Source organism: Bradyrhizobium sp. UFLA05-89, assembly GCF_059803475.1.
Genome location: NZ_JBANBA010000062.1, coordinates 1 through 23476, shown reverse-complemented (window position 1 = coordinate 23476; position 23476 = coordinate 1). Strand labels below are relative to the sequence as shown.

Below are 23476 nucleotides of genomic sequence, written 5' to 3'. Positions count from 1 at the left end.
TTATCAGGCCTCGATGTTCTCCAGCCGCACCGGCAGCTTGCGGACGCGCTGGCCGGTAGCGTGATAGACCGCATTGCAGATCGCGGCATTGGTGCCGACATTGGCGAGTTCGCCAAGTCCCTTCACACCTGCGGGATTGATGCGGTCATCCTGCTCGGAGAGCATGATCACCTCGACATCGGGCACATCCGCGTTCACCGGCACGAGATAGTCGGCGAAGTTGTCGTTGACGTAGCGCGCGGTGCGCTCGTCGATCTCGGTGGCCTCCAGCAGCGCCGAGGACATGCCCCAGATCATCCCGCCCATCAGCTGGCTGCGCGCCGTACGTGGATTCATGATGCGGCCAGCGGCAAAGGCACCGACCAGGCGCGGCGTGCGGATCTCATGCGTGAAGCGATTGATCCTGACCTCGACAAATTCGGCACCGAAAGCGTAGGCGATCCCGTCCTTCAAGCTGGGTCCGCCGACCAGCCGCACGTGGCCGCTGTGCATGGCCTCGAAGGCATCCGGCGGCGCGCCCTCCGGCTTCCACTCGCCATACTCCTCGACCACGCTGATGCCGAGTGCGTCGAACGCCTTTTCCCGGTCGAGCGGCTGGTCGCTCCGCGCAGCCTGGGTCGCCGGCGTCTGCCCCATGCCCACGGTCTCCTTGGCCCTGTCAGTGAGGCCTTCGTTCGGCATCAGCGCGCGGAACAAGCGCTGGCGCACCTTGTCGCACACCATCATCACGGCAGAGCACGTGCTGGCCGTCGAATTCGAGCCGCCCGCAACCGGGGCCGGCGGCAGGTCGCTGTCGCCGATATAGACCGCGACCTTCTCCAGGGGCACACCGAGGCGTTCGGCCGCAGCCTGTGCGATCACCGTGTAGGCGCCGGTGCCGATCTCATGGCCGGCCAGCTCGACGCGGGTGCGGCCGTCACGTTGCAGGCGCACCCGCGCCGCCGACGGTCCCATCTGGGTCGGATAGCACGTGGCCGCGCAGCCATAGCCGATCAGCCAGTCGCCATCCGCCATCGATTTCGGCTGGGCTGAACGCTGCGACCAGGCGAACGCCTTTGCACCCTCGTCGAAACAGGCCATCAGCGATCGCGACGTGTAGGGCTTGCCCCCGATCGGCTCGGTCGCGGTGTCGTTGACGCGACGCAGCTCGATCGGGTCCATGTCGAGCTTGACGGCGAGCTCGTCCATCGCGCTCTCCAGCGCGAACATATAAGGCACCTCCGGCGGCGAGCGCATGAAACCGGGCGTGTTGCGGTCGGCGCGCACGATGGACACGAGGCTGTCGACATTCGGGCAGGCGTAGAGCCGCGTCGTGGTCTTGGTGCCGCCGACGCAATAGGAATCGGGGCGCGAGGAGATCTCGGCTCCCTCATGGCGGAGCGCGACGAGCTTGCCGTCCCTGCTCGCGCCGAGCTGGATCTGATGCCGCGTCTCGGCGCGGTAAGTCGCAATGGTAAAGCCCTGGTCGCGCGGTGGCACCAGTTTGACCGGACGGTTCAGACGGCGCGCGATGCTGGCGATGATCGCGGTCCGCGGCGTCATCGAGCCGCGCGAGCCGAAGCCGCCGCCGACGTAAGGATTGACCACCCGGACGTTGTCGGCGTCGATGCCGAGCTGTTCGGCGACGCCGTTCTTCAGGCCATAGACATATTGGCTCGGTTCATAGACGAGCAGATTGTCGCCCATCCAGACGCAGCTCGTCGTGAACAGCTCCATCGGATTGTGGTGCTGTGTCGGCGTCTCATAGGACGCGGTGAGCTTGACCTCGGCCTCGTCGAACGCCTTCGCGAAGTCGCCGACCTTCGGGTCCTCCTTGAACATCGCGTTCTGGCCCTTCGCGGCGGCCGACGTCGTGCCCTGCGAATCGAACGTCGCCGCCGGCATCAGCGCGGTGGTGTTGACCTTGACGCGATTGGCGGCTTCGCGTGCCGCTTCGTAGCTCTCGGCAACGACCACCGCGACGATTTGGCCGTCATGGGCGATATCGGCCGATTTCATCGGTTGGATCGTGGTCCCGGCATAACCGCCGTTGGAGAACAGCTTTGACTCCTTCAGCTTCGGCCCATTCTCGTGCGTGAAGATGTCGATCACTCCGCGCACCCGCTTCGCATCATCGAGCTCAAAACTGTCGATGCGGCCCTTGGCGATCGCGCTGGTCACCAGGAAGGCATAGGCAGGATTGGCGAGCGGCATGTCAGACGCATAGGCCGCCTTCCCCGTCACTTTCGCGGCGGCATCGTAACGCGGCACCGGCTGGCCCATATTGGCCTTCGGCTCGGGAGCAGCAGTGGTCATGGTCAGATCTCCATCGTTACGGCCTGCTGGAGCGCGCGAGCCACCACGCGCCTGCCGAGCGCGATCTTGAACGTGTTGTAGCGCCGGCTCCTGGCGTCGGCGAAGGCCGCCTCCGCGGCACGCTGAGCGAGGCCATCGTCGAACCGCTGGCCCTTCACCAGCGCCTCCGCCTCGCGCGCGCGCCACGGCACGGTGGCAACGCCGCCGAGCGCGATCCGGGCGTTACGGATCACGCCGTCCTGCACGTCGAGCGCAATCGCGGCCGACGACAGCGCGAACTCGTAGGACTGCCGGTCGCGCGCCTTTAAGTAGACCGAGCGCGGCCAGCGCCCGGGAATCGCGAAAGCCGAGATCAGCTCGCCCGCCTGCAACGTCGTCTCGATCTCCGGCGAATTGCCGGGCGGCTTGTGCAATTGCGCAAACGGCAGGCTACGCGTCCCGGATTTTCCAGTGATCTCGACCATCGCGTCGAGCGCGATCAGAGCTTGTGCGAAATCACCGGGATAGGTCGCGATGCATTGATCGGAGGTGCCAAGCACGGCATGCATTCGGTTGAAGCCATCCATCGCCGCACAGCCGGAGCCCGGATTGCGCTTGTTGCAATTCTCATAGGAAATGTCGCGGAAATAGCTGCAGCGGGTGCGCTGCATGACATTGCCGCCGAGGGTGGCCATGTTGCGCAGCTGCGGGCTTGCGGCCAGCTTCAGCGAATTGGCGATGACGGGATAGTTGCGCTGAATTTCAGGGTTCGCGGCAATATCGGACATCTTTGCGAGCGCGCCGAGCCGCAGATTGCCGCCACCGAGATCAACCGCCGACCAGCTCCGCGCCAGCGGATTGATGTCGACGACCGTGACAGGCCGCATCACGTCGAGCTTCATCAGGTCGATCAGCGTCGTGCCGCCGGCGAGCGGCTGTGCGGACGCCTGCGGCAGCGGGTTGTTGTCTTGCGCCGACGAGGCGAGAGCCGAAACGGCGGCGCCGGCATCGGTGGCTCTCTGATAGGAGAACGATCGCATGCGCCTAGCCTTTCATGATGTCGGGCGCAGCCTGCTTCACGGCCGCGACGATGTTGGGATAGGCGGCGCAGCGGCAGATGTTGCCACTCATATATTCGCGGATGTCCTCGTCACTGCCGGCGTGCCCTTCCTTCACACAGGCGACCGCGGACATGATCTGCCCGGGCGTGCAGTAGCCGCACTGGAAGGCGTCGTTGTCGATAAACGCCTGCTGCATCGGATGCAGCCGGTTGCCGCTTGCGAGCCCTTCGATGGTGGTGATGTCCTGGCCTTGCGCCGCGAGCGCCAGTGTCAGGCATGACACCACGCGCCGGTCGCCGATCAGCACTGTGCACGCGCCGCACTGGCCGTGATCGCAACCCTTCTTGCTGCCGGTGAGACCGAGATGCTCACGCAGCGCGTCGAGCACGGTGGTGCGCGCATCGATGCGAAGATGCTTGTCCTCGCCATTGACGCGCAATGTCACATCGACCGGCAGCGTCGGGTCCTGCGCAGCCGCAGCGCTCGATCCTTGCGTGGCTGCACGTGCGGTCAGCGGAACGAGCGTGCTTGCGGCCGTGCCCGCCATGAAGGCGCGACGATCGAAACCGGAACCTGAATTGTCGGACATGTCGGCCTCCGCCGCCTTCTAAAGAAAGCAGCGCACGCCTGCGCCGCTCATCGCCCGTTAACCGGGGGCGATGAGCTCCGTTCCTCCGTCAACTTTTCCTGATCGCGCGAGGAACCCCGCCTCGCGCATCGAGCTCAATAGCCGAGCGCGCAGCCGTCCTTGCGCGGATCGGAGCCGCCGGTCAGCGTGCCCTTGTCCCAGTCGATCCAGATCGCCTGGCCGCCGCCGAGGGGGCCGACCACGCTCGTGGTCTTGTGGCCGAGCTTCTTCAGGCCGTCGACGACCGCGGCCGGCACGCTATCCTCCAGCTGATAGACACCCTCGTAATGCAGTCCGCGCGGCATATCGATCGCCTCCTGCACGTCGCAGCCATAATCGAGGATGTTGGTCAGCACATGCGTCTGGCCGACCGGCTGATACTGCCCGCCCATCACACCGAACGGCATGACCGCGCGGCCCGCCTTGGTGAGCAGCGCCGGAATGATCGTGTGCAGCGGACGCTTGCCGCCGGCGATGCAATTGGGGTGACCCGGCTGGATACGGAAGCCGCCGGCGCGATTTTGCAGCAACACGCCGGTCTTGTTCGACACGATCGCCGAACCGAAGGAATGCGCGATCGAGTTGATGAAGGAACAGACGTTGCGATCCTTGTCGACCACCGTGATGTAGATGGTCGAAGGATTCATCGGCGGCGCGACATTGGGCAGGTCGAGCAACCCGTCCATGCGGATTTTTGCGATGTACTCGTCGGCGAATTCCTTGGCGAGGATTTTTGCGACATCGATCTTCATGTGGGCGGGATCGGCGACATGCATCTCGCGGATCATGTAGGCGATGCGCGCGGCTTCCGCCTCGAGATGGAAGCGCTCGACGCTGAGCGGCGCGAACTTCTTGAGGTCGAACCGGGAGAGGATGTTCAGCATGACCAGCATGGTGATGCCGGGCCCGTTGGGCGGGCACTGCCAGACGTCGTAGTCCTTGTACGTCGTGCCGATCGGTGTCGTCACCTCGGTCGTATGATCTGCGAAATCGTCGAGCGTGTGCAGGCCGCCAATTCCGCGCAGCGTCTCGACCATGTCCTGTGCGATCGCGCCCCTGTAGAAGGCGTCGCGGCCATCCTTGGCGATCGCGCGCAGCGTCTTGCCAAGCTCGGGCTGGCGGATGACGTCGCCGGCAACCGCCGGCTTGCCGTGCGGCAGCAGATAGCGCTCGGTGTTGGTGCCGTTCTTCAGCTTCTCGAACTGGTTCTTCCAGTCGAAGGCGATACGGGGGGCGACGACATAGCCCTCCTCCGCCGCCTTGATCGCCGGCTGCGCCAGACGGTCGAAACCGAACTTGCCGTGGTCGCGCAGCACGGCCGCAAAGGCATCGACCGCGCCGGGGATCGAGACCGCGTGCGCCGAGGTCAACGGCACGGAGTTGATCTTGCGCTCCAGATACCACTCGACATTGGCGGCCTTCGGCGCCCGGCCCGAGCCGTTATAGGCCGTAATCTTGCCCTCGCCGCGTGGCTGGATCAGCGCGAAGCAGTCGCCGCCGATGCCGGTCGATTGCGGCTCGATCACCCCGAGCAGCAGGCTGCCCGCGACCGCCGCGTCCGCGGCAGTGCCACCCTCGCGCAGCACCTCGACGGCCGCGAGCGCGGCCAGCGGGTGCGAGGTCGCCACCATCGCGTTCTGGGCGTGGACCGTGGACCTGCCGGGGAAATGGAAGCTTCTCATTGGCTGTTCTGCTCTCTTGCCGCGGGCACGCGTAGGTCGCGCCCTCTCGAAAATCCGGGTTTACATGGCACATCCGGACCCTGCGGGGCAATGCTGGCATACCACGGAAATGGCTGCCATCCGCTGCGCGAATGGGGCGCATTTCTGCGGGTTTTCCGGGCGGCTGCCGCCTGCTAAACGAACCGCCATGACTTCTGAGAACACCGCGTACAAGGTCGCCGCCTTCTACCAGTTCGCGCGGCTCGCAGATTACCGCGAGCTGCGTGAGCCGCTGGGCGCGTTCTGCGCCGGCCTCGGCATCAAGGGCAGCGTGCTGCTGGCGCGGGAAGGCATCAACGGCACGGTCGCCGGCTCCGCGGAGGCGATCGATGCCTTCGCGCATGAACTCGCCCACGGCGACATGTTCGGCGGACGGCTCGACAATCTTGAACTGAAATTCTCGACCAGCGAGGCGATGCCGTTCGGCCGGCTCAAGGTGCGGCTGAAGAAGGAGATCGTCACGCTCGGCGACGCCGCCGCCGACCCGACGCGGCAGGTCGGCACCTACGTCGATGCCGCAGAATGGAATGCGCTGATCGCCGAGCCGGATACGCTGGTGCTCGACACCCGCAACGCCTTCGAGGTGGCGATGGGCACGTTCGAAGGCGCCGTCGATCCCGGCATCAGGAGTTTTGGCGAGTTCAGGGACTTTGCCGCGCAGCAGCTCGATCCGGCAAAGCATCGCAGGATCGCGATGTTCTGCACCGGTGGCATCCGCTGCGAGAAGGCGAGCGCGCATCTGCTCGCGCGCGGCTTCGCCGAGGTCTATCACCTCAAGGGCGGTATTCTCCGATATCTCGAGAATGTGCCGGAGCAGCAAAGCCGCTGGCGCGGCGAATGCTTCGTATTCGACGAGCGCGTCGCGCTCGGCCATGGCTTGCGCGAGCGGCAGAAGGACGCCTCCGCCGATGAATGAAATCAAGACGCTCAGCGACCGCATCGACACGCTCGAAGCACGGCTCGCCTATCAGGACGACACTATCGAGCAGCTCAACCAGACCATCACGGCGCAGTGGAAACAGATCGATGCGCTGACACGGCAGATGGCAGCGCTGAACGAGCGTCTCCTGGAGGCCGAAGCCAACGCGCCCGGCCCCGCCAACGAACGCCCGCCGCACTACTGACGCGCCTGCTTTAGGTCTTTTGTTTGAGCATGATCTGTTCGGAAAACCGCTTCACACTTTTCCGGATCATGCTCTACTGCCCTGAAGCCATCGGCAGCAGGTTGAAGACCTCGACCGACATCACCAGCCGGTCGCGCCCGTCCTGCTTGGCGCCATAGAGCGCGCGATCGGCGGCCTCGACGAGCGTTCCCGGCCCACCGGTTCGCTCCAGCCACGGGCGGCAGGCGGCGCCGCCGATCGAGGCAGTGACGCAGCCAGCGGATTCATTGGAGCCATGTACGAGCCCCGCGGCACGGATCGCCTGGCGGATCCGCTCGCCGAGCCTGGCGCAGCCGGCCGCATCGATGTTCGGCAGCAGCACGGCAAATTCTTCGCCGCCGTAGCGCGCAGCGAGGTCGCTGACGCGCTGGGTCTCCGCTGCGATGATTTTCGCGACGGTGCGCAGGCACGCATCGCCCGCGGGATGGCCGTACTGATCGTTGTAGGCCTTGAAGTGATCGACATCGATCATCAACAGGCCAAGGCTCGAGCGATCGCGATAGGCCCTCGCCCATTCTTCCTTCAGCCGCTCGTCGAAGCAGCGGCGGTTGGCGAGCCCGGTGAGGCTGTCCTCGATCGCGAGTGCCTCCAAGCGCTCTTCCAACTCCTTCTGCTCCGTGACGTCGCGGGAGATAGCTACCGCACCGTCAATGCTGCCGTCGGCTCTGCGCGTGGCGCGCAGGGTCGATTCGATCCAGATATCGCCCTTCTCGCTGTGACGGGTGCGATAAACTGTGCGAGCCTCGTCGATCTCGCCCTGCTTGAGCCGATCAATGATCGCCTGAGCGGCCGGCAGATCGGCCGGGTTGATTCCGGCAAGTGCCGAATGCCCAACCAGCTGGTTCGGTCGCCAGCCGACCACGCGCCGGGATGACGGCGAGGCGTATCGGATGCGATCGTCGATGCCGATCCGCGTCACCATATCGCTCGATCCCTCTGCGATCAGGCGGAAGTTGGATTCACTGGCCGCAAGCGCCGCCGCCATGCGCTGGCCGCGCTGCAACTGCCGGACAAGCACCGCACCGATGATCGCAATCAGCATCACCAGCGCGAGCACGTACAGCATCCGCGAGATGGCCGCCGCCCGCCAGGGCGCCAGCAATTCCTGGCGATCGACGGTCGCGATCAGGAGAAGCGGAAAGCGCCCGCTGCGCTTATAGAAGCTGACGCGATCCACGCCGTCCAGCATCGACTTGAACTGATAGGCTCCGCTCGGCTGCAGCTTCGATTCGCGAAACAGCACCCCATCGGCCACGCTGCGTCCGACGAACTTGTCATTGCTGGGATCGCGCGCGATGATGATACCATCGCCATGCACCAGCGTGATGGAGCTGTTTCGACCGATCAGGAACTGCTGGTAGAAATGCGACAAATAGTTCGCACTGATGGTCGCGAGCACGACGCCGCCAAAGCTGCCGTCGAGCTTGTTGAAGCGGCGCGACAGGGTGATCACCCACTCACCGTCGACCAGGCTCTTGATCGGCCGGCCGACATAGGGCTCCCGCTTCGGCGAGAACTGGTGATGCCTGAAGAACTCGTCGTCGCTGAGCGTGGAAGTGACGGCGCCGGCGGACGTCAGCCAATTGCCCTTGTCGTCGATGATAGCGAGGCTGTGAATGCGCTCGATCGCCTTCTTGCGGATTTCGAGGAGGTTGCGCAGTTTCGCGATCGTGGCTGCATCGGTCCCGTCCATCTCCAATCGGCTGACGACGCCAACGACGCCGGAATCGAGCAGGTCGAGGCTGTCCTCGGCGTGCTGGGTCAGCGATCGCGCGAGGTTCGCCATTTCCGTCTCGGTGCCGCGCAGCAAGGCCTCGCGCGAGCTCCATTCACGCCAGCCGCTGATGCCGAGGATGGCCGTGCAGGTGAGCACGACGAATGCCGCCGCCCGCAACGGCAGGCGGCTCAAGCCGGCTCTATAGCTCATGACGTTCATGCGAACAGGATTCTCCGATGCCCGGAAAATCCGCTGCTTCTGTTATCGAAACCTGAAAAGCACGGCGCAATTCGCCTCAAACTGCGCCGATTTACGTAGTCCTACGGTGCTCGCGATCGTCTGATCGCTAACGGCAGGTTAGCGCGTCGAAGGGGAATCTGCCCTCGCGGGGCCTCAGCTGAAGATCGCCTTAACCTTGTCCCATAGCGAGGGACTGTCCGCCTCCGCATCGGCCTTCGATGGCGTCGGCTGGGCGGCGCTCACGGGATCAGAGGCCGGGAAGGTGTCGACCAAGCCGGCATCGAGCCTGGCATGGGTCTCGCGATCGGCGGCGAGCGCCTCGCGCAGATCGTCGGCGTGCTTGTCGTGGGGCGCAGGGTTGAATTTCTCAGCCATGATCTCCTCCATTGGCCGGTCAACGTCGCCGCCTGCCGCGTAGTTCCGCTGTTCCGCTTGGCCCGGCGGGAGCGGCGGTGTATCAGGAACCGCAACATGTCCCGGGGATCATTCGTGCCACGCTCCTCCGCAAAGCCTTTTATCGACGTGCTCTCAGGCCAGCGGCAGACCATTCCGCCGGCCTGGATGATGCGGCAGGCCGGTCGCTATCTGCCCGAATATCGCGAAGTACGCGCCAAGGCTGGTGGCTTCCTCGATCTCTGCTTTACGCCGGAACTCGCCGCCGAGGTGACGATGCAGCCGATCCGCCGCTTCGGCTTCGATGCGGCGATCATCTTCTCCGACATTCTGGTGATCCCCTATGCGCTCGGCCGTTCCGTGCGCTTCGAGGTCGGCGAGGGGCCGCGGCTGGAACCGCTGGATGATCCCGACAAGGTCCGCACGCTGTCGCCGCGCGCCGATTTCGGCAAGCTCGAGCCGGTGTTCGAGGCGCTGCGGATCGTGCGGCGCGCCCTCGATCCGAAGACCGCGCTGATCGGCTTCTGCGGCGCGCCCTGGACGGTCGCGACCTACATGGTTGCGGGCCAGGGCACGCCGGACCAGGCGCCGGCGCGGATGATGGCTTACCGGCATCCGGAGGCGTTCGGAAAAATCATCGACAGGCTGGTCGACAACTCCGTCGACTATCTGCTTGGGCAGCTCGCCGCCGGCGCAGATGTGCTGCAGATTTTCGACACCTGGGCGGGCGTCTTGCCGCCGGCAGAGTTCGCGCGCTGGTCGGTCGAGCCGACGCGGCGCATCGTCGATGGCGTTCGGGCCAAGGTGCCGGATGCGAAGATCATCGGCTTTCCCCGCGGCGCCGGTGCGCTGCTGCCCGGTTATGTGGAGGCGACCGGCGTCAATGCGGTCAGCATCGACTGGACGGCGGAGCCGACCTTCATCCGCGAGCGCGTGCAGTCACGTGTCGCCGTCCAGGGCAATCTCGATCCGCTGGTGCTGATCACCGGCGGCGATGCCCTGAACCGCGCCATCGACGAGGTGCTGGCGAATTTCGCCAAGGGGCGGCTGATCTTCAATCTCGGCCACGGCATCCAGCCGGAGACGCCGATCGCCCATGTCGAGCAGATGCTGAAGCGCGTGCGCGGCTGACGCGTCACAAAAAACTCGAAAACAACCCCATGCAAAGTAGAACGGCACCCCGCCGGGCGTCCCCGGCTGCGCCCAAGGCATTTGACGCGTCGGGCAAATCAGGAGCGCGGAGGCTTACCGCGGCCTGCTGCGCTCGATGATCTCAGCCGCGCCCTTGGCCAAGAGATCGAGCCCGACCGCGCGGCCAAGCTCGCGCGGGCGGTTCGCGGGGCCTGCGCGCGAAGCTTCGATGATGGTGTTGCCGGAGAGATCGAGCACCGATGCGGTCAGCGACATCTGGTCGCCATCGATCGTCGAGAACCCCGCCACCGGCGAATTGCAGTGGCCGTTAAGCACCCACAGCACCTCGCGTTCGGCATCAGCGCAGGCATGCGCGGCGGGATCGTCGATCGACGCGAGGATACGGCGCGTCTGCCAGTCCTGCGCGGCACATTCCACGGCGACGATGCCCTGCCCCGCCGCAGGCAACATCTCCGTTGCCGAGAATTCGTAGGCAATCCGGCTCGCAAGGCCGACGCGGTCAAGCCCCGAGCGCGCCATGATCAGCGCATCGGCAGGACCGACTGCGCCGCCATCGGGCAGCCGCTGCAACTCACGGTTAGCGAGCTTGCGCACGCGGGTGTCGGCGGCGCCGCGGAAGTGGATCACCTCGGCCTGCGGGAACAGCCGCCGCGCATAGGCCGCGCGCCGCACCGCATTGGTGCCGATCTTGAAACCCTTGCCGCGCGACTGCCTGAACGCATCGAGCGAAACACCGTCGCGCAGCACCAGCGCATCGCTGGGCGGATCGCGCGACAGCGTGGCGCCGATCACGAGGCCAGGGGTGTCCTCGTTGCCCGGCATGTCCTTGAGCGAATGCATCGCCGCCTGCAACTCGCCTGACAGCACCGCCGCGCGGATCTGTGCGACGAAGGCGCCGCCCTTGCCGCCATGGGGCAACAGCTTGCTGGTCTGGTCGAGATCGCCCGTGGTGTCGAACTTGACGATCTCGACGTCGATCTCGGGCACGGCGGCGGTCAGGCGGCGCGCGATCTCTTCCGTCTGTGCCAGCGCCATCGCGCTCTTGCGCGTGCCGATCCGCAATCGAATAGCCAAGCCCAGTGCTCCCTCTAGAAGCGCGAATTACCGCGCATCCTCCAATATCATGTCGGAGGCCTTTTCGGCGATCATGATGATCGGCGCGTTGGTGTTGCCCGACACGAGATCAGGCATGATCGATCCGTCGACCACGCGCAAGCCCTCGATGCCCCTCACCTTGAGCCGCTGATCGACCACGGCGAGCGCATCATTGCCCATACGGCAGGTCGAGGTCGGATGATAGATGGTGCTGCCGCGCTGGCGGCAGAACTCCAGCAGCTCCGCATCGGTCGCGACCTTGGGCCCGGGATCGACCTCCTCCACCACAAAGGGCTTTAGCGCCGGCGCGTGCAATATCTTGCGCAGGATCTTCAGGCCCTCGACATTCGTGGTGCGGTCGGTCTCGGTCGACATGTAATTGATGCGGATTTCCGGCGGCACGGTCGGATCAGCACTCTTGATCCGCAAGCTGCCGCGGCTTTCCGGGCGGAGCTGGCACACCGAGGCAGTGAAGCCGGAAAAATCGTGCAGCTTCTCGCCCATCTTGTCGGTCGAGAACGGCAGGAAGTGCACCTGGATGTCGGGCGTCGCGAGCCGTGGACTGGTCTTGAAGAAGGCGGCCGCCGTGCCCGCCGCGATCGTCAGCCAGCCCTGGCGGAACAGTGCGTAGCGAACGCCCGTCAGCGTACGCCGGATCGGATGGTTGATCGCATCGTTGAGCGTGATCGGCTGCGAGCAGCGCATCACGATGCGGACCTGCATGTGATCCTGGAGATCGTGGCCGACGCCCGGCGCGTCGAGCACGACGTCGATGCCATGCTTGCGCAGCAGGTCGGCCGGGCCGACGCCGGAGAGCTGCAACAGTTGCGGCGAGTTGTAGGCGCCGCTCGAGACCAGCACTTCCTTGCGCGCCCGCGCGCGGTGCAAGACTGAAGCTTGGCGATATTCGACTCCGACGGCGCGCCGACCCTCGAACAGGATGCGCTGGCCCAGTGCCGAGGTTTCGATCTTGAGGTTGCCACGTTTCTTCGCGGGACCGAGATAGGCGACAGCCGTGGACGCGCGGCGGCCTTTTTCGCGTGGTGGTCTGGAACAGGCCGACACCTTCCTGCGAGGCGCCGTTGAAATCTGGATTGTAGGGCAGGCCTGTCTCGACCCCTGCCTTGATGAAAGCTTTCGACAGGGGATCTGAGAGGATCAGATCGGAGACCGGCAACGGACCTCCGGTGCCGTGAAACCGATCGGCGCCACGCACCTGGTTCTCGGCCTTCTTGAAATAGGGCAGCACGTCGTCATAGCCCCAGCCGGCATTGCCGAGTTGACGCCAGCGGTCGTAATCCTCGTGCTGACCGCGGACGTACAACAACCCGTTGATCGAGCTCGAGCCGCCCAGCGTCTTGCCGCGCGGCTGGAACACCTGACGGCCATTGAGCTCGGGCTCCGGCTCGGTCTGGTACATCCAGTTGACGCTCTTCTCCTTGAACAGCCGGCCGTAGCCGAGCGGCACGTGGATCCAGATGTTGGAATCCTTCGGGCCGGCTTCGAGCAGCAGCACCGAATGCTTGCCGTTCGCCGACAATCGGTTGGCGAGCACGCAGCCGGCCGAGCCGGCGCCGACGATGACGTAGTCGAATTCGGGATCGTTTGAATGGGCGGATTGCTGCTGGGCGGTCATGCTTTTTCGAATTCTTATTGTTGTTGTCTGCGTTTCGGATCGAAGGTCCATAGCATACTCGTTGCCGCGGACGCAGCGCCTCGATCAGCGACGCCCGGGCATATTCCGCACCCGCCTTGGCGAGGTCGGCGCGCCCGGCGCAGGCCACCGCGGCCTCCGTCACCGCGCCCAGCGGCAATGGCGCCAGCGGCTCGATCGGCTGCCGTATGATCAGGCCCGCCTTCATCGCGCAATTGGCGCGGTGATATCGCACGCGGGAACCGAAGGACGCGGGCATTTATATCGATTTGTTACCGATATCGGCGGTTCCGTATGCACATCGTGCCGCAGCGCTACCGACGCGGGCGATAATTCATAGTTCGTCAAAGGTTTGCAGCGAATTCTCGGGCCAGAGCCGAATATGAACGGCCAATGCTGCGGGCTCTGGAATGCGGTCCCAACTGACGTCCTATCTGACCAAGCTGTTCGCCGGCGATCTCGCCGCGTTCGGCGGACCGGCAACCGACGACGCCGTCGCCGGCCACATCCGCGCGGAGCAGATGGCTCTCGTGCTCGGCTATTCCGTCGGCATCATGCTGGCCAATGCCTGCAATGCGGCCGTGCTTGCCATCGCGCTCTGGCATTCGCCGGACTGGAAATCCGCCGTAGCCTGGGCGGTTACGGTCGCGGGCGCTGCGATCCTGTTTGGCGTGCAATCCCACAGCGCGCGCCGGATCACGAAGCCGCAATTCGTATCCCGTCGCGCCATGCACCGCCTGGTGCGCAACGCGTTCATCCTCGGCTCCGCCTGGGGCATCGTGCCGATGGCGTTCTTCGCCAACGCCTCCACCGGCGGACAGCTCGTCATCACTTGTCTGTGCGCCGGAATGCTGGCCGGCGGCGCGCTCGCCTTCGCCACCATTCCGATTGCGGCCATCGCGTTCACGACTCCTCTCTTCCTCGGCATCGGCATCTGTCTCGGCAGCGGCGGCGATCCCGCCTATCTGCTGATGGCGGTCCTGGTCGTGGTCTACGGATCCGTGCTGCTGCGTGGCGTGTTCGTCAATTCCTTTACCTTCATGCGACGCGTGATGCGGCAGCTCGAAGCGGAACGGTCGGTTCGCCAGGATCCACTGACGCTCCTGCCAAACCGTGTCGCGTTCAACGAGACACTCGATGCCGCCTTGAAGCGACTGGCCCTGTCCGGGGAGGAGTTCGCCGTGCTGCTGCTCGACCTCGACCGCTTCAAGGAGGTGAACGACAAGCTCGGCCATCCGGCCGGCGACGAATTCCTGGTCCAGGTCGCCAGCCGCCTGCAACGCTGCACGCGGGCGGCCGAGCATGTCGCGCGCATCGGCGGCGACGAGTTCGCGCTGGTCATGACCAATCTCACCCGGGCCGAGGACGCCTTGGAAATCGCGGAGCGATTCGTCGCTGCCTTCGCCGAACCGTTCCTGATCGAGGGCCGCGAGATCATCGGCGGCACCAGCGTCGGCATCGTGCTGGCGCCGCGGGACGGCGATATGCAGCTTGACCTGCTCAAGCATGCCGACGCCGCGCTCTACCGCGCCAAGAAGGCCGGCCCCGGCACGATCTCATTCTTCGAGGCCGCCGACGACAAGTCGGCGCGCGACCGCAAGGCGCTGCAATCGGATCTGGAGCTCGCCGTCGCACGGGACGAGCTGTTCCTGGTCTTTCAGCCGTTCCTCAATCTCAGGGAGAACCGGATCACCGGCTTCGAGGCTCTTCTGCGCTGGAAGCATCCGGTGCGCGGACTGGTGCCGCCGAGCGAGTTCATTCCGATCGCCGAGGAAACCGGCCTCATTCACGAGATCGGCGAGTGGGTCATCCGGCGCGCCTGCGCAACGCTGGCACAGTGGCCCGACGATATCAGGGTCGCGGTGAATTTCTCCGCTGCGCAATTCCACAACACGGGCATTCTCCAGACCATCGTCCAGGCGCTGGCCGATGCCAACGTCACGCCTAGCCGACTGGAGATCGAGATCACCGAATCGATGCTGCTGTCGAAATACGGCTCGGCCGCATCGACCTTGAACGCGCTGCTGCAACTCGGCGTCACGGTGGCGCTCGACGATTTCGGCACCGGATTCTCGTCGCTGACCTATTTGCGCAAGCTGCCGTTCAGCCGCATCAAGATCGATCAGTCCTTCATCAGCGACATGCTGGCGCAGCCGGACTGCGCCGCGATCGTGAAGTCGGTGATCGCACTCGCGCGTGACTTGAACATCGGCGTGGTCGCCGAAGGCGTCGAGACTGCCGATCAGCTCGAATATCTGCGCCAGACCAATTGCGACGAAGTCCAGGGCTATCTCATCAGCCGCCCCGCCTCGGCCGAGCAGGTCTTTGCGCTGCTCGACCCGAAGAAACAGCGAGCGACCTACGCGGCGTAGGCCAACCTCTCGTTTTCAATCTCACACGCCGTAGTCAGACAACCGCATGTGTGAAAGAGATCACATTTGTGGATTTGATATTCGGCTTACATTTATCTTTCCGAGAGCCTACTCTCGCCGGACAATCGCTGCCGCGCTCTCGGGAGATAGAGGGCAAGCCTGGGGAATGGTGCCATGCGCTATTTCTTTGAGGACTATGCGTTAGATACCGACCGGCGCGAGTTGCGGCGCGGGCCCGATGTCGTGCCTACGACGCCACAGGTTCTCGATCTGCTCGAGTATTTGATCCGCAGCAGGGATCGCGTCGTCAGCAAGGACGATCTCATAAACGCGATCTGGAACGGTCGGATCGTATCCGACTCGGCGCTGACGACCCGGCTGAACGCCGTCCGACGCGCGATCGGCGACTCCGGCGAGCAACAACGTCTTATCAAAACATTTCCACGAAAGGGTTTTCGTTTCATAGCCGCCGTACGCGATGAGGATCGGTGCCCGGGAACAGCAATGGTCTCCCTCGCAGAACCGGTAAAGCTCGCCGGTGCGGCCGGGAGCGCAACGGTTTCGGTCCCAGATCCCTCTGAAAAAGGAGTTGGCCAACGGCGATCCCATCATTGGCTGGGTCACCTCAGAGGTCGTTTGAAGCTCGTCGGCGGGGCGCTGGCGTCGGTTGCCACCATCGGCGCAATTGCCGGCGGCCTTATCGGCTATTGGAATGTCTGGAAGACGATCCGTACCGACGTAGTTCGGGAAGCTCAAACAATCCAAGGACAACCGACAGTCAGGCCCGAGATCGCGCCTCGTCTCTCGCTCGTCGTGTTGCCCTTCGCCAACCTCAACAACGATCCAGAGCAGGACCACCTTGCCGACGCCATCACGACAGATTTGACGACCGATCTCGCGCGAACGCCCGCCACTTTCGTTATTGGACGCGAGACTGCCTTTACCTACAAGAGCAAGTCAATCGATCTGAAGCAGCTCGGGACGGATCTCGGCATCCGCTGGGCCGTACACGGCGCGGTGAGACGCAACGGGGACCAGGTGCGGATCAACGTCACGCTAACCGACCTTCAGACCGCCCGCGACATCTGGTCAGATCGGTTCGACGGCGACCGAACGAACCTGGCCGTCTTGCAGGACAACATCACGGCACGGCTTCTCTGCATTGCGCACCTGCACCTCCGTCAATATGAAGAAGCCATCGAACAGTGCAGCCGCTCGTTGAATATCGGCGCGAACTTTCAAGCTTACGTAAGCTGATCTAGATCGCATCCGCCCGTTGCAGCGTGTCCACCGTGATGGTGCCCCGTGCCCGCGAGACGCAGGCGCAGATCTTCTGGTTCTCCTGCTTCTGATGGTCGCTGAAGAAGACGTCGCGATGGTCGATCTCGCCATCGACGTCTACGATGTCGATGGCGCAGAGACCGCATTCGCCGCGCTTGCAGTCGTACATCACCTCGTGGCCAGCGGCGTTGAGCACGTCCAGAATGGAGCGTTCGCGCGGGATTTCGAGCTCGACATCCGAGCCTTTCAGGCGAACGCGGAAGGCCTCCGTTGGCAACGTGCCGCTGGAGCCGAAGGTCTCGTAACGCAGATCGGAGAGCGGGCGCCCTGCACCCAGCCAGGCGTGGCGCGCGGCGTCCAGCATGCGCATCGGGCCGCAGAACAGGGCCAGCGCATCCGGCGGCAGCGAGGCGAACAGCGCGTCGAGATCGAGCCGCGCTCCCTCGTCGCTGGCCTGGACGACCAAACGGTCGCCGAGCAGCGCGGCGAGGTGGTCGAGATAGGCGGCGTCGTGACGCGAGCGCACCGCATAATGCAGCGTCACGTTTGCATCGCGCCGGACCAGCGCCTGCGCCGCCCCGACGATCGGCGTGATGCCGATGCCGCCGGCGACCAGGCAATAATGCTTGCGGCTCCAGTCGACCGACAGCAGCGATGATGGCCGGGTGATATCGAGCCGCGCGCCCGGCTGGAGCGACCACATGTAGCGCGAGCCGCCACGGGAATCCTCGGCACGGCGCACAGCGATTCTGAAGCCACGGGGATCGGCCTCGCCGACCAGCGAATAGGACCGCGTCTCCGGCTGGCCGTTGATGGTCACGGCGACGTTGATGTGGCTGCCGACCGGATAGGCGGCGCCGTCGAATTGATCCGGCCTGATCAAGAACTCGCGGATGCTGGGCGCAAGATCGCGCGTCTCGACCAGCGTCGCCGGAGTCCAGGTTTCGATGAATCGCATGGCACTCCCCTATTCGGTTGCGGACTTGATCAGCGCGAGCGCTGGCAGCAGGTCCAGATGCGTCCGGTTGCGCAGGGCAAGCCGCAGGTTTCGCACGGCGAGTCGCGCATGCTCGCGCATGATGGCTTCGGCGCGGGCCCCTTCCCGGTTCTCGATGGCGTCGATCGCGACGCGATGATGCTCCTGCCCGATGATCAAAATCTGCTGCGCCTCAGGCAGCGCCGATTGCGCCATCACGAAGCCGCTGGGCGAAGCGAACGGCAGCGCCGAGGCGCGGTCGATCTGCCGGATCAAGGGCGGACTGCGCGACAGCTCGGTGAGAAGCGCGTGGAAGCGTGCGTTCAGAGTGACATAGGACGAGAACGCATCGACCGATATCGGCACCTGGCTCAGCAACCGGTCGATCGCGGCGTGGCACTCCCTGAGCGGCTCGAGCTCGCGCGCCGAAACACCGCGCTCGGCGGCAAAGCGCGCGGCGAGCCCTTCCAGCGTGCCCCGCAGCTCGATGGAATCGAGGATGTCGCGCTCGGAAAAGGCCTTCACCATGAAGCCGCCGGAAGGGATCGCCTCCAGCAACCCTTCCTCCTCCAGCCGGACCAGCGCCATGCGCACCGGCGTGCGCGAGGCGCCGGTGGTCTCGACCGCCTGGAGCTCGGAGATGCGCTCGCCGGGACGCAAACTGCCCGACAGGATCTGGTCGCGCAGCGCGAGCTGGGCCTTCACAGTCTGCGAGACGGAGCGATCGACCTCGCGCTCGGCCATGACCTACTCCGCGGCCTGAAGATGTTGCGGGCCGTTTTCCTTCGCGACCATCTTGTCGATCAGCCGCCGCGACCACATCGCGCCGGCGTCGATGTTGAGGTTGTAGAAGACGCGATCGGGGTTCTCGTCCATTGCGCGCTGCTGCGCTTCGAGGATCAGCTCATCCTCGCGGAAGATTCCGGAGACGCCATCGCGGATTTCGGTCGTGATCCGCTGATCACCCAGACGATAGTTGCGCGCGAAGGCCCAGAAGTAGTGGCAGGTCTTCTCGGTCTCGGGCGTGATGGTGTTGAGCACGAAGCCGTTGACGCCCTGCGAGCGATCGCCCTCCGGCGCGCCAGTCCCGGCCGGCGCCACGCCGACGTCGATGGCGACCGTGCACGGCGCCTCGAAGCGGATGATCTGCCAGCGGTCGACCGGGCCGGACTTGCCGAGCTGCTTGGCCCAGAACGGCGGCGACTCGATGTTCCGCATCCAGCGCGTCACCGTGACCGTCTTCTCGCCATGGGTGACATCGAACGGCGCTTCGGCCACCGCGTCATTGCCGATCGAGGAGCCGTGCACGAAGGTCTCGTGCGTGAGGTCCATGAGGTTGTCGACTACGAGGCGGTAGTCGCAATTCGCGTAGATGGTCTTGCCGTCGCCGGCCCATGCCGGATCGTCGTTCCAGTGCAAGTCCGGCACCAGCGCAGGGTCAGCCAACGCGGGATCGCCCATCCACAGCCAGATGAAGCGATGGCGCTCGACGGCGGGATAGGCACGGACGCAGGCCGACGGATTGATGGTCTCCTGCGAGGGCATGAAGGTGCAGCGGCCTTGTGCGTTGTATTTGAGGCCGTGATAGCCGCAGACGACGGTGTCGCCTTCCAGCCGCCCCTTCGAGAGCGGCACCAGGCGGTGCCAGCAGGCATCTTCCAGCGCCGTCACGGCGCCGTCGGCCTTCCGATACATCACGACGTGCTTGCCGCAGATCGTCCGCGGCAATAGCGCCTGCTTCACCTCGGCGTCCCAGGCGGCTGCGTACCAGGCATTCATCGGGAATGGTTTTGTCACGGTCTCTCTCCCACGGGCTTATGAATACGTTATGTATACAATAACAGATGGATCCATGACATTGGAGGTTATTTGATACCTTCAAACCAATTTTTGTATACAGGGTTGCGAGGTCTGGTCGCCGGGGCGGTGTGTTAACCTCTCCCGCTTGCGGGAGAGGTCGGCGCGAAGCGCCGGGTGAGGGCTCTCTCCACCCCCGGATTTTCTCCGCAAACCTCAGACAATCCTGATGCGGAGACACCCTCACCCCAGCCCTCTCCCGCAAGCGGAGAGGGAGCAGGCCGTCGCCATGGAGGTCGAGAGGCTCGCCCTCTCAGAAGAATTACGCCCCGAAGACTTTCTTCAGGCCGGCCTGGGCTTCCTGCTGGATGCGGTGGAGGTGATCGGCGCTGCGGAAGCTCTCGGCGTAGATCTTGTATACATCCTCGGTGCCGGAGGGCCGCGCGGCGAACCAGCCGTAGTCGGTCTCGACCTTGATGCCGCCGAAGGGCTGGCCGTTGCCGGGCGCCTTACTCAGCGTGGCCCGGACGGGGTCGCCGGCGAGGTCTTTCAGGCCGAGCTGCTCGGGCGTCACCGACTTCAGCACGCCCTTCTGGGCCGAGGTGGCGGCGACGTCGATGCGCTCATAATGGGGCACGCCGAGCTCGGCGGTGAGATCGGCAAAGAGCTGGCTCGGGTCGCGGCCGGTCTTCGCCAGGATTTCGGCCGCAAGCAGGCCGAGGATGATGCCGTCCTTGTCGGTGGTCCACACCGTGCCGTCGCGCTTGAGGAACGAGGCCCCTGCACTCTCCTCGCCGCCGAATCCGAACGAGCCGGTGACGAGGCCATCGACGAACCATTTGAAGCCGACCGGGGTCTCGACCAGCTTGCGGCCGAGCTTCTTGGCGACGCGATCGATCACCGAGCTCGAGACCACGGTCTTGCCAATCGCGGCATCCCTGCCCCAGTGCGGCCGGTGCGCGAAGAGGTAGGCGATCGCGGTCGCAAGATAATGGTTGGGATTCATCAGTCCGCCGGTCGGCGTCACGATGCCATGGCGATCCGCATCGGTGTCGTTGGCAAAGGCGACGTCAAAGCGATCTTTCATGTGGATCAGGCTCGCCATGGCGTAGGGCGAAGAGCAGTCCATGCGGATCTTGCCGTCCCAATCCACCGTCATGAACCGGAAGGTCGGATCGATCGCCTCGTTCACCACCGTCGCCTTCAGGCCGTAGCGCTCGATGATCGGTTGCCAGTAATGCACGGCAGCGCCGCCGAGCGGATCAATGCCGATGTTGACGCCGGCCGATTTGACCAGCGCGAGATCGACGACATTGCCGAGATCGGCAACGTAAGGCGTGACGAAATCGAAAGCGTGGACAGAGGACGACTTGCGCGCCTTCGCGTAATCCATCCGCGCGACGCCCTTCAGCCCATCGGCGAGCAAGGCGTTGGCGCGCTTCTCGACGACGCCAGTGACGTCGGTGTCGGCGGGACCGCCATGCGGCGGATTGTATTTGTAGCCGCCGTCCTCAGGGGGATTATGCGACGGCGTGATGACGACGCCGTCGGCGAGGCCACTCGTCCGGCCCCTATTATGGGACAGGATCGCATGCGAGATCACCGGCGTCGGCGTATAGCCGCCGGCCTGGTCAACCATGACGTCGACGCCGTTGGCGGCGAACACCTCGATCGCACTGACGAGCGCGGGCTCGGCGAGCGCGTGGGTGTCGATGCCGATGAACAAGGGACCGGTCAGCCCCTTCTCGCGCCGGTAGTCGCAGATCGCCTGCGTCGTGGCGAGAATATGGCCCTCGTTGAACGAATTCTTCAGCGAGGTGCCACGATGGCCTGACGTTCCGAATGCCACCCGTTGAGCCGGATCGGCCGGATCCGGCTTGTTGGCGAAATAGGCCGTGACAAGCCTTGGAACATTGGCAAGCGCGCTCGGCGCAACCGGCTTACCCGCCGCGGGATCGACTTTTGCCACTGCAACTCCTCGCACCTTCAAACGACTGCCTCGAACACCATACCATCGGTCCGGCCGTCGCCAAGCCGATTACCGGACCGGCAAAAGCCACGCGCCAGCCTACGATCAGCCGACAACGCCCATCCACCACGGGACGATCCATCGGCAATCGTCCATGGGCGATCTCATACTTTGGTGCCGGATGTCGGTTGATGCAGGACAAAGACGTTGCCGCGCCGCACCGGCAGGTTGCTTCCCGTTTGATCACTGAAGTGCCGGGAGTTGCAGCACTTTCACCGGCAGGTCCCAAGGGGAGCAGACTCGAGATGATTGGACGTCAGATTTTTGCGCTGATGCTGGCAAGCCTCGCCTCGTCAGCTCTCGCCGCGGAGGGCGATCCGGCCGCCGGCAAGACCGTTTTCGAGCGAACCTGTGCAAACTGCCACGCGAGTGTGATCGGGGTGAACAAGGTTGGCCCGAGCCTCTGGAATGTCGTCGGCCGCAAGCCAGCCGCCGTCCCCGACTTCGCCTATTCGGAGGCGATGAAGGCCAACAAGGAGGTCTGGACACCGGGCGCCCTGGACACCTATCTCGCCGATCCCAGAGGCGACGTCCATGGCGTCAAGATGTTCTTCAAGGGGCTGCCGGACCCCACAGAGCGCAGCAACGTCATCGCCTACCTTCAGACGCTGAAGTAAGCGATTGAAGCTGGCCGGCCGCTGGCAAAACCGGTGAACGTCCGTTCGCCGGATCGTGCGGCTCTGCTATGGTCACGCGCGGTCACGGAGAATCATCCCGCCTATGGACTTCGCGCGCCGGCTTTTGCCCGTGCTCTGCCTGCTCGTCATCGCGGGCCTAGCCGCTCACGCGAATGCTGCCGAGTTCTACGCCGAGGATCTCCGCATCCCGATGGCGGCGGCCGGGCCGCAGGGGCTCGAGGCCTTCCTGGTGCGGCCCGCAGCGCCCAAGCGCTATCCGCTCGCGCTGCTGAGCCATGGCACACCGCGAGACTTCGACGACCGCGCGACCATGTCGGCGCACAAATATTACGCCATCGCGCTGGAGTTTGCCCGGCGCGGATTTGCCGCGCTGATCGTGCTGCGGCGCGGCTATGGCACCTCGCCGGGCGACCGGGTCGACAGCCTGGGCCCCTGCGCTCGTGCCGCCTATCTGCCGGCCACCGCCATTGCGGTTGCGGACCTGCGCGCTGCGATCGATGCGATGGCGCGGCGGAGCGACGTCACGACGACCGGCATGATCGCCGTCGGTCATTCCGCGGGTGGGCTTGCCACCGTGGCGCTGACTGCGCAGGCCCCACCAGGGCTCGTCGCCGCGGTCAGCTTTGCCGGCGGCCGCGGCTCCTCCAGCGACAATTTCGTCTGCAATGCGGATGACCTCGTGCAGGCCTTCGCGACCTTCGGCAAGACCTCGCGCCTGCCAATGCTGTGGGTCTATGCCGCAAACGATCTGTTCTTCGCGCCAGTGCTGGCGCATCGCTTCTACGATGCGTTCCGCAGCGCTGGCGGCAACGCGAAGTTCATCGATGCGCCCGCCTATGGCGATGACGGCCACTATCTCTATTCCACCGTGACGCGCCCACTTTGGACACCGCTGGTCGATGCCTTCTTGCGCGAGCGCGGGCTGGGCAGCAGCGAGACGTTGAGTCCGCCGGATCCGCTGCCGGCGCCCGGACAGCTCTCGGGCTCGGGCAAGGACGAGTTTGCGCGCTATCTCGCCAGCATCAATCCACACAAGGCGTTCGCGGTCGCACCCAGAGGCGCCTTCGGCTGGCGTTCCGGCCGCGCCACGACCGACGACGCGCAGCGCGATGCGCTCGCGGCCTGCGGCAAATGGGCAGCCGATTGCAGCCTTTATGCCGTCGACGACCGGCTCGCGGGCGGCCGGGCGGCATCCGCGCGTTGACGCTCTAATCTTACTGTGTCATAAAATCATCCGCACGGTACGTCTTTGGATGAGAGCAGTACAGCACGGACATCGTCGCAG

The 23476-nt window shown here is 64.8% G+C and carries 18 protein-coding genes and 1 pseudogene; 7 read left to right on the top strand and 12 right to left on the bottom strand.

Going from position 1 to position 23476, the window contains the following annotated elements; translation table 11 throughout:
• Positions 1–3: 3 nt before the first annotated feature.
• From SO139_RS27465 to ggt, 4 genes are all read right to left on the bottom strand, one after another.
• On the bottom strand, positions 4–2295 hold the full coding sequence (locus SO139_RS27465; protein WP_449380528.1) for a xanthine dehydrogenase family protein molybdopterin-binding subunit: 2292 nt from the start codon (positions 2293–2295) through the stop codon (positions 4–6).
• A gap of 2 nt (positions 2296–2297) precedes the next feature.
• The gene (locus tag SO139_RS27460) at positions 2298–3314 is read right to left on the bottom strand and encodes an FAD binding domain-containing protein (protein ID WP_449380529.1); all 1017 of its coding nucleotides are present in this window, start codon (positions 3312–3314) and stop codon (positions 2298–2300) included.
• Positions 3315–3318: 4 nt separating this feature from the next.
• On the bottom strand, positions 3319–3924 hold the full coding sequence (locus SO139_RS27455) for a (2Fe-2S)-binding protein (protein ID WP_449380530.1): 606 nt from the start codon (positions 3922–3924) through the stop codon (positions 3319–3321).
• A gap of 134 nt (positions 3925–4058) precedes the next feature.
• Complete coding sequence (ggt, locus tag SO139_RS27450; RefSeq protein ID WP_449380531.1) at positions 4059–5645, bottom strand: gamma-glutamyltransferase; 1587 nt, start codon at positions 5643–5645, stop codon at positions 4059–4061.
• 187 nt (positions 5646–5832) lie between these two features.
• Here ggt and trhO point away from each other — a divergent pair, with 187 nt between their 5' ends.
• Positions 5833–6600, top strand: a complete 768-nt coding sequence (trhO, locus tag SO139_RS27445) for an oxygen-dependent tRNA uridine(34) hydroxylase TrhO (protein WP_449380532.1) — start codon at positions 5833–5835, stop codon at positions 6598–6600.
• Positions 6593–6808 carry a SlyX family protein gene (locus SO139_RS27440; protein WP_449380533.1) on the top strand — a complete coding sequence of 72 codons (216 nt, stop codon included), beginning with the start codon at positions 6593–6595 and terminating at the stop codon, positions 6806–6808. Before trhO ends, SO139_RS27440 begins: the two co-directional genes overlap by 8 nt.
• Positions 6809–6881: 73 nt before the next feature.
• Here the strand turns inward: SO139_RS27440 and SO139_RS27435 are convergent, their stop codons facing one another.
• A complete protein-coding gene (locus tag SO139_RS27435; RefSeq protein WP_449380534.1) occupies positions 6882–8783 on the bottom strand; it encodes a diguanylate cyclase in 1902 nt (633 codons plus the stop codon).
• Between the two features lie 174 nt (positions 8784–8957).
• Positions 8958–9179 carry a hypothetical protein gene (locus SO139_RS27430; protein WP_498540974.1) on the bottom strand — a complete coding sequence of 74 codons (222 nt, stop codon included), beginning with the start codon at positions 9177–9179 and terminating at the stop codon, positions 8958–8960.
• A 114-nt stretch (positions 9180–9293) separates the two neighbouring features.
• Between SO139_RS27430 and hemE the strand changes: the two genes are divergently transcribed.
• Positions 9294–10328 (top strand): uroporphyrinogen decarboxylase, encoded by a 1035-nt coding sequence (hemE, locus tag SO139_RS27425; protein WP_449380566.1) that lies wholly within the window; start codon positions 9294–9296, stop codon positions 10326–10328.
• Positions 10329–10442: 114 nt separating this feature from the next.
• On the opposite strand, the gene hemC is transcribed toward hemE, so the two are convergent.
• Together hemC and SO139_RS27415 are read right to left on the bottom strand one after the other, a co-directional pair.
• Complete coding sequence (hemC, locus tag SO139_RS27420; RefSeq protein ID WP_449380536.1) at positions 10443–11423, bottom strand: hydroxymethylbilane synthase; 981 nt, start codon at positions 11421–11423, stop codon at positions 10443–10445.
• A gap of 27 nt (positions 11424–11450) precedes the next feature.
• A pseudogene (locus SO139_RS27415) lies at positions 11451–13080 on the bottom strand (GMC family oxidoreductase).
• 428 nt (positions 13081–13508) lie between these two features.
• Between SO139_RS27415 and SO139_RS27410 the strand changes: the two are divergent.
• Entirely contained in the window at positions 13509–15470 is a 1962-nt protein-coding gene (locus SO139_RS27410) for a putative bifunctional diguanylate cyclase/phosphodiesterase (protein ID WP_474799356.1), read from the top strand.
• 174 nt (positions 15471–15644) lie between these two features.
• Positions 15645–16727, top strand: coding sequence for a winged helix-turn-helix domain-containing protein (locus SO139_RS27405; protein WP_449380538.1), 1083 nt, complete (start codon positions 15645–15647; stop codon positions 16725–16727).
• A 1-nt stretch (position 16728) separates the two neighbouring features.
• Here the strand turns inward: SO139_RS27405 and SO139_RS27400 are convergent, their stop codons facing one another.
• From SO139_RS27400 to pgm, 4 genes are all read right to left on the bottom strand, one after another.
• Positions 16729–17709, bottom strand: a complete 981-nt coding sequence (locus SO139_RS27400) for a PDR/VanB family oxidoreductase (RefSeq protein WP_449380539.1) — start codon at positions 17707–17709, stop codon at positions 16729–16731.
• Positions 17710–17718: 9 nt separating this feature from the next.
• Positions 17719–18471, bottom strand: a complete 753-nt coding sequence (locus tag SO139_RS27395) for a GntR family transcriptional regulator (protein ID WP_449380540.1) — start codon at positions 18469–18471, stop codon at positions 17719–17721.
• 3 nt (positions 18472–18474) lie between these two features.
• Positions 18475–19524 carry an aromatic ring-hydroxylating dioxygenase subunit alpha gene (locus SO139_RS27390; protein WP_498540973.1) on the bottom strand — a complete coding sequence of 350 codons (1050 nt, stop codon included), beginning with the start codon at positions 19522–19524 and terminating at the stop codon, positions 18475–18477.
• A 322-nt stretch (positions 19525–19846) separates the two neighbouring features.
• Complete coding sequence (gene pgm / locus SO139_RS27385; RefSeq protein WP_449380542.1) at positions 19847–21493, bottom strand: phosphoglucomutase (alpha-D-glucose-1,6-bisphosphate-dependent); 1647 nt, start codon at positions 21491–21493, stop codon at positions 19847–19849.
• Positions 21494–21798: 305 nt separating this feature from the next.
• On the opposite strand from pgm, the gene SO139_RS27380 reads away from it, so the two are divergent.
• Together SO139_RS27380 and SO139_RS27375 are read left to right on the top strand one after the other, a co-directional pair.
• Positions 21799–22170, top strand: coding sequence for a c-type cytochrome (locus tag SO139_RS27380; protein WP_498540972.1), 372 nt, complete (start codon positions 21799–21801; stop codon positions 22168–22170).
• A gap of 103 nt (positions 22171–22273) precedes the next feature.
• A complete protein-coding gene (locus SO139_RS27375) occupies positions 22274–23395 on the top strand; it encodes an alpha/beta hydrolase family protein (RefSeq protein WP_498540971.1) in 1122 nt (373 codons plus the stop codon).
• Positions 23396–23476 lie beyond the last annotated feature (81 nt).

What these genes read in the sequence shown, in the direction of transcription:
- SO139_RS27465 (WP_449380528.1), bottom strand. Translation starts at nt 2,295, where the DNA reads ATGACCACTGCTGCTCCCGAGCCGAAGGCCAATATGGGCCAGCCGGTG.
- SO139_RS27460 (WP_449380529.1), bottom strand. Translation starts at nt 3,314, where the DNA reads ATGCGATCGTTCTCCTATCAGAGAGCCACCGATGCCGGCGCCGCCGTT.
- SO139_RS27455 (WP_449380530.1), bottom strand. Translation starts at nt 3,924, where the DNA reads ATGTCCGACAATTCAGGTTCCGGTTTCGATCGTCGCGCCTTCATGGCG.
- ggt (WP_449380531.1), bottom strand. Translation starts at nt 5,645, where the DNA reads ATGAGAAGCTTCCATTTCCCCGGCAGGTCCACGGTCCACGCCCAGAAC.
- trhO (WP_449380532.1), top strand. Translation starts at nt 5,833, where the DNA reads ATGACTTCTGAGAACACCGCGTACAAGGTCGCCGCCTTCTACCAGTTC.
- SO139_RS27440 (WP_449380533.1), top strand. Translation starts at nt 6,593, where the DNA reads ATGAATGAAATCAAGACGCTCAGCGACCGCATCGACACGCTCGAAGCA.
- SO139_RS27435 (WP_449380534.1), bottom strand. Translation starts at nt 8,783, where the DNA reads ATGAACGTCATGAGCTATAGAGCCGGCTTGAGCCGCCTGCCGTTGCGG.
- SO139_RS27430 (WP_498540974.1), bottom strand. Translation starts at nt 9,179, where the DNA reads ATGGCTGAGAAATTCAACCCTGCGCCCCACGACAAGCACGCCGACGAT.
- SO139_RS27410 (WP_474799356.1), top strand. Translation starts at nt 13,509, where the DNA reads ATGCGGTCCCAACTGACGTCCTATCTGACCAAGCTGTTCGCCGGCGAT.
- SO139_RS27405 (WP_449380538.1), top strand. Translation starts at nt 15,645, where the DNA reads ATGCGCTATTTCTTTGAGGACTATGCGTTAGATACCGACCGGCGCGAG.
- SO139_RS27400 (WP_449380539.1), bottom strand. Translation starts at nt 17,709, where the DNA reads ATGCGATTCATCGAAACCTGGACTCCGGCGACGCTGGTCGAGACGCGC.
- SO139_RS27395 (WP_449380540.1), bottom strand. Translation starts at nt 18,471, where the DNA reads ATGGCCGAGCGCGAGGTCGATCGCTCCGTCTCGCAGACTGTGAAGGCC.
- SO139_RS27380 (WP_498540972.1), top strand. Translation starts at nt 21,799, where the DNA reads ATGATTGGACGTCAGATTTTTGCGCTGATGCTGGCAAGCCTCGCCTCG.
- SO139_RS27375 (WP_498540971.1), top strand. Translation starts at nt 22,274, where the DNA reads ATGGACTTCGCGCGCCGGCTTTTGCCCGTGCTCTGCCTGCTCGTCATC.